At 69.6% G+C, this 7,687-nt stretch carries 7 protein-coding genes; 4 read left to right on the forward strand and 3 right to left on the reverse strand.

Going from position 1 to position 7,687, the window contains the following annotated elements; translation table 11 throughout:
- Nucleotides 1-232 precede the first annotated feature (232 nt).
- Together purM and AC3WLY_RS25475 are read left to right on the forward strand one after the other, a co-directional pair.
- A complete protein-coding gene (gene purM, locus AC3WLY_RS25470) occupies nt 233-1,288 on the forward strand; it encodes a phosphoribosylformylglycinamidine cyclo-ligase (RefSeq protein WP_175962477.1) in 1,056 nt (351 codons plus the stop codon).
- Nucleotides 1,289-1,390: 102 nt separating this feature from the next.
- Nucleotides 1,391-1,786: a YybH family protein gene (locus tag AC3WLY_RS25475; RefSeq protein ID WP_425131406.1), complete on the forward strand. Its 396-nt coding sequence runs from the start codon at nt 1,391-1,393 to the stop codon at nt 1,784-1,786.
- Nucleotides 1,787-1,820: 34 nt separating this feature from the next.
- Here the strand turns inward: AC3WLY_RS25475 and tet(64) are convergent, their stop codons facing one another.
- Nucleotides 1,821-3,014: a tetracycline efflux MFS transporter Tet(64) gene (gene tet(64), locus AC3WLY_RS25480; RefSeq protein WP_310138117.1), complete on the reverse strand. Its 1,194-nt coding sequence runs from the start codon at nt 3,012-3,014 to the stop codon at nt 1,821-1,823.
- A gap of 62 nt (nt 3,015-3,076) precedes the next feature.
- On the opposite strand from tet(64), the gene tetR reads away from it, so the two are divergent.
- Nucleotides 3,077-3,709 (forward strand): tetracycline resistance transcriptional repressor TetR, encoded by a 633-nt coding sequence (tetR, locus tag AC3WLY_RS25485; RefSeq protein WP_175962479.1) that lies wholly within the window; start codon nt 3,077-3,079, stop codon nt 3,707-3,709.
- A gap of 21 nt (nt 3,710-3,730) precedes the next feature.
- Here tetR and miaA read toward each other — a convergent pair whose 3' ends face one another.
- Both miaA and mutL read right to left on the reverse strand, forming a co-directional pair.
- Entirely contained in the window at nt 3,731-4,705 is a 975-nt protein-coding gene (miaA, locus tag AC3WLY_RS25490; RefSeq protein ID WP_175962480.1) for a tRNA (adenosine(37)-N6)-dimethylallyltransferase MiaA, read from the reverse strand.
- The gene (gene mutL, locus AC3WLY_RS25495; protein ID WP_492310795.1) at nt 4,702-6,684 is read right to left on the reverse strand and encodes a DNA mismatch repair endonuclease MutL; all 1,983 of its coding nucleotides are present in this window, start codon (nt 6,682-6,684) and stop codon (nt 4,702-4,704) included. The genes miaA and mutL overlap by 4 nt, the downstream gene beginning before the upstream one ends.
- 181 nt (nt 6,685-6,865) lie before the next feature.
- Here mutL and AC3WLY_RS25500 point away from each other — a divergent pair, with 181 nt between their 5' ends.
- Nucleotides 6,866-7,549, forward strand: a complete 684-nt coding sequence (locus tag AC3WLY_RS25500) for a DedA family protein (RefSeq protein ID WP_072436255.1) — start codon at nt 6,866-6,868, stop codon at nt 7,547-7,549.
- The last annotated feature ends 138 nt before the right edge of the window (nt 7,550-7,687 follow it).

Raw genomic sequence — 7,687 nt, forward strand, 5'->3', positions numbered from 1 at the left:
CGGTTGAAAATACGCGCGCCGTACGCCGGGCACGCGCCGGGGACCGCGGCTCCGTGGGCTGCACGCGCGACCGCACGCACGGCGGCGCGCCGGTTTCGGCGCGGCTCGCTGGGCGATGAAAACGGGGACGTGTTGACCAAGATGCAATCCCTGACGATTCGGTGCGGGGAATTCCGGCCAACGGGCCGGCTTCGGGTAAAATCGCATTTTACCGACCTTCTCGCATTCCCCCATGAATCCTCCGAAATCCGCTCCCGACGCTCAGGGTCTGTCCTATCGCGACGCAGGCGTCGACATCGACGCTGGCGACGCGCTCATCGACAAGATCAAGCCTTTTGCGAAGAAAACCCTGCGCGACGGCGTGCTCGGCGGCATTGGCGGGTTCGGCGCGCTGTTCGAAGTGCCGAAGAAGTATCGCGAGCCCGTGCTCGTGTCGGGCACCGACGGCGTGGGCACCAAGCTCAAGCTGGCGTTTCATCTGAACAAACACGACACGGTCGGCCAGGATCTGGTCGCGATGAGCGTGAACGACATCCTCGTGCAGGGCGCCGAGCCGCTGTTCTTCCTCGATTACTTCGCGTGCGGCAAGCTCGACGTCGATACGGCCGCAACGGTCGTCAAGGGCATCGCGCAGGGTTGCGAGCTGTCGGGCTGCGCGCTGATCGGCGGCGAAACGGCCGAAATGCCGGGCATGTACCCGGACGGTGAATACGACCTGGCCGGCTTCGCAGTCGGTGCGGTCGAGAAGAGCAAGATCATCGACGGCAGCACGATCGCCGAAGGCGACGTGGTGCTGGGCCTCGCATCGAGCGGCATCCACTCGAACGGCTTCTCCCTCGTGCGCAAGATCATCGAGCGCGCGAACCCCGACCTGTCGGCCGATTTCCACGGCCGCTCGCTCGCCGACGCGCTGATGGCGCCGACCCGCATCTACGTGAAGCCGCTGCTCGCGCTGATGCAGAAGCTGTCGGTGAAGGGCATGGCGCACATCACGGGCGGCGGCCTCGTCGAGAACATTCCGCGCGTGCTGCGCGAAGGCCTCACCGCCGAGCTCGACCAGAACGCGTGGCCGCTGCCGCCGCTGTTCAAGTGGCTGCAGGAGCACGGCGGCGTCGCCGACGCGGAAATGCACCGCGTGTTCAACTGCGGGATCGGCATGGCCGTGATCGTCGCGGCGGCCGATGCCGACGCGGCGATCGCCGACCTGAGCGCCGCCGGCGAACAGGTGTGGAAGATCGGCACCGTGCGTGCGACCCGCGAAGGCGAGGCGCAGACGGTCGTGGTCTGACGCACCGCCAGCAGCAGATGCAGCAGGGAAAGCCGCCCGGAGTCGATCCGGGCGGCTTTTTTTTCGGGCGCCGCGCGCGGCGCCGATGAAGGAGGGACGACGATGACCGAAGACGAACATGCGATCCGCGAGCTCGTGGAAAACTGGTTCGTGTCGAGCCGGCGCGGCGATCTGGCGACCGTGCTCGACCTGATCGCCGACGACGCGATCTTCATGGTGGCCGGCAAGCCGCCGTTCGACAAGGCGGCGTTCGCGGCCGCGTCGCGTGAAGCGAACGCGGGTGCGGAGCATGCACCGAAGGTCGACGGCCGCTACCGGATCGACGAGCTGCGCGTGATCGGCGACTGGGCGTACATGCGCAATTTCCTCGAGATCGACGTGACGCCGCCGGGCGGCGAAACGATCCGCCGCTCGGGCCATACGCTGACGATCTTCCGCAAGGCCGGCGGCCGCTGGCAGCTTGTGCGCGATGCGAATCTCGTGACGCTCGCGCACTGAGCGCGGCGATGCGTATGGCGGCGCCTGCCGCCGCTCAGGCGGACGGCCGCGGTGCGCCCGCCGGCCGCGTGCCGGCCAGCAACGGCGGCACGAGCAGATAGAGCAGCGCGGCCGCGGCCCAGACGAGCCCCGGCCACGTCGCGCGCGTCGCCGCATAGGTCGCGGTGACGACCAGCGGGCCCGCCACGCCGATCAGGCTGGCCACGCTCGCGAGCGTGCCCTGCAGTTCGCCCTGGCGCGCATCGTCGACCTGCCGCGCGAGCATCGCCTGCAGCGCCGGCAGCGTCATGCCGCCCGCCGCGAACAGCGGCAGCAGCGCGAACGGCACCCATGCGGCGGTCGCGAACGCGATCACCGCGAGCCCGAGCGCGTCGCCCGCGAGCCCCAGCGCGAGCGCGCGACGCTCGCCGAGCCGCGCGATCAGCGGCCCGATCGCGAACGCCTGCGCGAGCGCATGGCACGCGCCGTAGCCCGCGAGCGACAGCCCCGCGATCGGCGTCGACCAGCCGAAATGTTCCTGGCCGTACAGGATCCACAGCGTCGCGGGCGCCTGCGACACCAGCGCGACGATCACGTAGATGCCGATCAGCGGCACGAGCGCGGGTGCGCCGCTCAGCCGGCGCAGGCTCGCGAACGGGTTGAGCGCGGCGACCGTGCGGCCTGCGCGGGCCGAGCGCGGCCGCGATTCCGGCAGCGCTCGCCACACGAGCAGGAGATTCAGCGCATTGAGCAGCGCGGCCGCGACGAACGGCGCGCGCAGGTGCAGCGCGCCGAGCAGCCCGCCGATCAGCGGGCCCGCGATGAAGCCGATGCCCATCATCGCGCCGAGCTGGCCGAAGCGCCGTGCGCGGTCGGGTTCGGCCGTGACGTCGGTGACGTACGCGGTCGCGACCGCCACGTTCGCACCCGTGATGCCCGCGATCAGCCGCCCCGCGTAAAGCCACGCAAGCGTCGGTGCGAGCGCCATCAGCAGGTAGTCGAGCGCGGCACCCGCGAGCGACGCGAGCAGCACGGGCCGGCGGCCGAAGCGGTCGCTCAGCGCGCCGAGCAGCGGCGCGCACAGGAACTGCGCGAACGCGTACAGCGCGAGCAATACGCCGTAGTGCGTGTCGGTGCTGCCCGCGCCGGCGAGCGAGCGCAGCAGGCCGGGCAGGATCGGCATCACGATCCCGACGCCGATCGCGTCGAGCAGGACCGTGGCCAGGATGGCAATCAGGGACGGATTCAAGCGGGTGACTCTATCGGTGATAGAGTGGCGATTATTCCATAGTTCCCCTATCGGTGATAGAGATGAAGGACACAGGGGCGCGATTGACGCGCGACACGGTATTGCGCGCGGCGCTCGAACTGCTTGATGAAGTCGGTATCGACGGGCTGTCCACGCGGCGGCTCGCCGAGCGGCTCGGCGTGCAGTCGCCGACGCTTTACTGGCATTTCAGGAACAAGGCCGAGCTGCTCGACGCGATGGCCGAAGCGATCATGCTCGAGCGCCACGGCGCGTCGCTGCCGCGGCCGGGCGAAGCGTGGGATGCATGGCTTGCCGGCAACGCGCGCAGTTTCCGCCACGCGCTGCTCGCTTATCGTGACGGCGCGCGCCTGCATGCCGGTACGCGGCCGCGCGCGCTGCATTTCGGTTCGGTCGAACGCAAGGTCGCGCTGCTCTGCGATGCGGGCTTCGCGCCGGATGAAGCGGTCGACGTGATGTATGCGCTCGGCCGCTTCGTGGTCGGATGGGTGCTGGAAGAACAGGCGAAGCCGGACAGCGAAGCCGATGCGCCGCTGCCGGACGCAGCCGGGTATCCGCTGCTCGCGAAGGGCTGGGCCGCGCTGCGCGAGCGCGGCGGCGACGAAGCGTTCGAGCGCGGCGTCGCGCTGATCGTCGATGGCGCCCGCGCGCATCTGGCAGCGCGCCGGCGAGGCTGACGCGGGCTGCCGGCGGCGCGGTCAGCCCGGCGCGCGGCCGTCGAGTACGCGTTCGAGCGCGTCGAGCGCGCGGGCCGTCGAGTCCGGCGCGATGCAGTCGACGACGATCCGTTCCGGCATCGCGCGCAGCCAGGTGAGCTGGCGCTTGCACAGCTGGCGCGTCGCGAAGATGCCCTTGTCGCGCATCGTCCGGTAGTCGGTGTCGCCGTCGAGGAATTCCCACGCCTGCCGATAGCCGACGCAGCGCATCGACGGCAGGTCGGGATGGAGATCGTCGCGACGGCGCAGCCGTTCGACTTCGTCGATGAAGCCCGCGTCGAGCATCGCGTCGAAGCGCTGCGCGATGCGTGCGTGCAGTACCGCGCGATCCGACGGTTCGAGCGCGACCGGCACGAAGCGGTACGCGGCGGCCGCATCGTCCGCGCGCCGCGGCGCGGCAAGCAGCGCCGACATCGGCTGCCCGCTCAGCATGAAGATTTCGAGCGCACGCTGGATCCGCTGCGAATCGTTCGGCGCGAGCCGCGCGGCCGTGTCGGGGTCGACCTGCGCGAGCCGCGCATGCAGCGCGGGCCAGCCGTCGCGCGCGGCGTCGGCGTCGAGCTGCGCGCGCACGTCCGGATCGGCGCCCGGCAGGTCGTTGAGCCCCTGCGTCAGCGCCTTGTAGTACAGCATCGTGCCGCCCGCGAGCAGCGGCGTGCGGCCGCGCGCGGCGATCTCGCCGATCAGGCGCAGCGCATCCGCGCGGAATTCCGCGGCCGAATACGCATCGGCCGGATCGATGATGTCGATCAGGTGATGCGGCACGCTCGCGCGTTCTTCGCGAGTCGGCTTCGCGGTGCCGATATCCATGTCGCGGTAGACGAGCGCCGAATCGACACTGACGATCTCGATCGGGCGGCGCGCGGCGAGTGCCAGCGCCGCGGCCGTCTTGCCCGAAGCGGTGGGGCCGAGCAGGCAGGCGATCGTCGTCGGGGTGGACTGCGAAGACGCGCTCATTGCCCGCGCATGAAGAGGCGGTCGAGATCGTTCAGCGTGAGCTGATACCACGTCGGCCGGCCGTGATTGCACTGGTCCGCGCGCTCGGTCGCTTCCATCTGGCGCAGCAGCGCGTTCATCTCGTCGAGCGTCAGGCGCCGGTTCGCGCGCACCGCGTGGTGGCACGCGAGCGTGCCGAGCAGTTCGTGCTGACGCTCGGTGAGCACGCGCGAGCCGCCGAACGCGTGCAGATCGGCGAGCACCGCGCGCGCGAGCGACTGCAGGTCGGCATCCTTCAGCAGCGCCGGCACCGCGCGGATCGCGAGCGTCGTCGGCGACAGCACCGCGAGATCGAAGCCGAGCGATTCCAGCGTGTCGCGTTCTTCCTCGACCGTGCCGATCTCGACCGGCGTGGCCGTCATCGACACCGGCAGCAGCAGCGACTGCACGGCGACCGAGCGATCGGCGAGCGCGTTCTTGAACTGTTCGTACAGGATCCGCTCGTGGGCCGCATGCATGTCGACGATCACGAGCCCGTGCGCGTTCTGCGCGAGCACGTAGATGCCGTGGATCTGGCCGAGCGCAAAGCCGAGCGGCTGCTCGTCGTGCGCGGTGGCGGCGATCGGCGACGCGGTGAAGCCCGGCAGCGGCGCACCCGGCGCGTCGGCCGAATCGCGGGCGACGGTGGTCGTGCCGTCCGGCGTGCCCGCGCCGCTGTCCTTGCGGCCGAACAGCGCATCGTAGAGCGCGAGCGGCTGCGCGACGGGCAGCGTGCCCTGCGTCATCCGCGCCTGGCGCATCCAGGTGTTGCCCGCCGACGATGACGACGGCGACGAGAAGCCGCTGCCGCCGGTGGCCGGGCCGTGGCCCTGGCCGAGCGGCGTGTCCAGGAACGAGGCGGGCCCGCGCGGCGCGGGTTCGATGTGCGCGGCGTGACCGCCCGCGGTGGTTTCCGGCGACGCGCCCGCGTGGCGCGCGAGCGCGCGCTGGACCGCGTGGAACACGTACTGGTGGATCGAGCGCGAATCGCGGAAGCGCACCTCGATCTTCGACGGATGCACGTTCACGTCGACGGCTTCGGGCGGCAGGTCGAGGAACAGCACGTACGACGGGTAGCGGTCGCCGTGCAGCACGTCCTCGTAGGCCGCGCGCACCGCGTGCGTCAGCAGCTTGTCGCGCACGAAGCGGCCGTTGACGAAGAAATACTGCTGGTCGGCGCGCCCGCGGCTCGCGGTCGGCAGGCCTGCGCAGCCGTAGACGGCGAGCGGGCCGGCCTGTTCGTCGAGCGGCAGGTGCGCGGTCGCGAAGCTGTCGCCCAGGATCTTCGCGACGCGCTGCGCGGGCTCGGTCGCATTCCAGTGCTCGACGGCCTTGCCGTTGTGCAGCACAGAGATCGCGACGTCCGGCCGCGCGAGCGCCGCGCGGCGGATCATTTCCAGGCAGTGGCCGAATTCGGTCTGCTCGCTTTTCAGGAACTTGCGCCGCGCGGGCGTGTTGAAGTACAGCTCGCGCACCTCGATCGTCGTACCGGTCGAGCCGGCGGCGGGCGACAGCACGCCGGTCTGCGCATCGATCTTCATCGCGTGCGCGGCATCGGTTGTCCGGCTCGTGATCGACATCTCGGCGACCGACGCGATCGACGCCAGCGCTTCGCCGCGGAACCCGAGCGTCGCGACCGCCTCGAGCTCCTCGAGCGAGCGGATCTTGCTGGTGGCATGGCGCATCAGCGCGAGCGCCAGCTCGTCGGGCGGAATCCCGCAACCGTCGTCGGTGATCGAGATGCGCTTGACGCCGCCTTCTTCCAGCACGATGCGCAGCGTCGTCGCGCCGGCATCCATCGCGTTCTCGAGCAGCTCCTTGACGACCGACGCCGGGCGTTCGACGACCTCGCCCGCGGCGATCTGGCTGATCAGCTGGTCGGGCAGGGGCTGGATTGCGCGCAGCGGGCGCGGAGCGGGGGCGGGCGCGGCGCCCGCGGCCGTTTCGGTGATATCGGACATGGCCGAATTATAGCGAGGCGGCGGATGCGTGCCGGGGCGACCGGCAGTTACGTTTTTTCACGGAGCCTTAAGGTAGTTTCGGTATGATGGCTCCGTCGCGCGCGCCGCCTTGGCCGGCGGGTGCTTCCGCCTTTTCCGACCGTTCCGGTCCTTTCGCCCTTTCGCCTTCGAGGAATCGCATTTGGATACGCTGCTTCATTTCGTCAACCTTGTCCTGCATATCGACGCATTCCTCGGCGATTTCATCCGGCAGTACGGCGCATGGGTCTATCTCGTTCTGTTCCTGATCGTGTTCTGCGAGACGGGGCTCGTCGTGTTCCCGTTCCTGCCCGGCGATTCGCTGCTGTTCATCGGCGGCGCGTTCGCGGCGACAGGCGAAATGAACGTCGGCGCGCTGATCGTGCTGCTGCTCGTCGCGGCGATCTCCGGCAACACCGTGAACTACCTGATCGGCCGCTGGGTCGGCCCGAAGGTATTCAATACCCATATCCCGGTGCTCGAGCGCTTCCTCGATCGCGCCGCGCTGCAGAAGACCCACTCGTTCTACGACAAGCACGGCGGCAAGACGATCGTGCTCGCGCGCTTCATCCCGGTCGTGCGTACGTTCGCGCCGTTCGTCGCGGGTGCGTCGTCGATGAGCGCCACGCGCTTCCAGCTCTTCAACGTGATCGGCGCGCTGGTCTGGGTGCTGTTGCTCGTGCTGCTCGGCTATTTCTTCGGCAACATCCCGTTCGTCCGCCAGTACCTGAACGTGATCGTGCTGGTGGGCATCGGCGCGGCGATCGTGCCGGTCGCGCTCGGCGCGGTATGGAAGCTCGTGCGCGGGCGGCAGTCGGACAAAGCGCGGGGGACGGGCGGGCGCTGAGCGGGCGCGTTTCAGCTCCTGTTCCGATGTCAAGTCCTTGAATAGGTTGACAGTATCCAGGCGCTAGAACGCCCGATGCACCGCGTCGGGCGTTTTGTATTTCAGGGCGGCATGTGGCCGCTCATGGTTGTAGATGCG

Source organism: Burkholderia sp. FW306-1C-G01B, from assembly GCF_058781685.1.

Excerpts from the sequence above, each read along its gene's own strand:
- purM (WP_175962477.1), top strand. The coding sequence starts at position 233 with ATGAATCCTCCGAAATCCGCTCCCGACGCTCAGGGTCTGTCCTATCGC.
- AC3WLY_RS25475 (WP_425131406.1), top strand. The coding sequence starts at position 1,391 with ATGACCGAAGACGAACATGCGATCCGCGAGCTCGTGGAAAACTGGTTC.
- tetR (WP_175962479.1), top strand. The coding sequence starts at position 3,077 with ATGAAGGACACAGGGGCGCGATTGACGCGCGACACGGTATTGCGCGCG.
- mutL (WP_492310795.1), bottom strand. The coding sequence starts at position 6,684 with ATGTCCGATATCACCGAAACGGCCGCGGGCGCCGCGCCCGCCCCCGCT.
- miaA (WP_175962480.1), bottom strand. The coding sequence starts at position 4,705 with ATGAGCGCGTCTTCGCAGTCCACCCCGACGACGATCGCCTGCCTGCTC.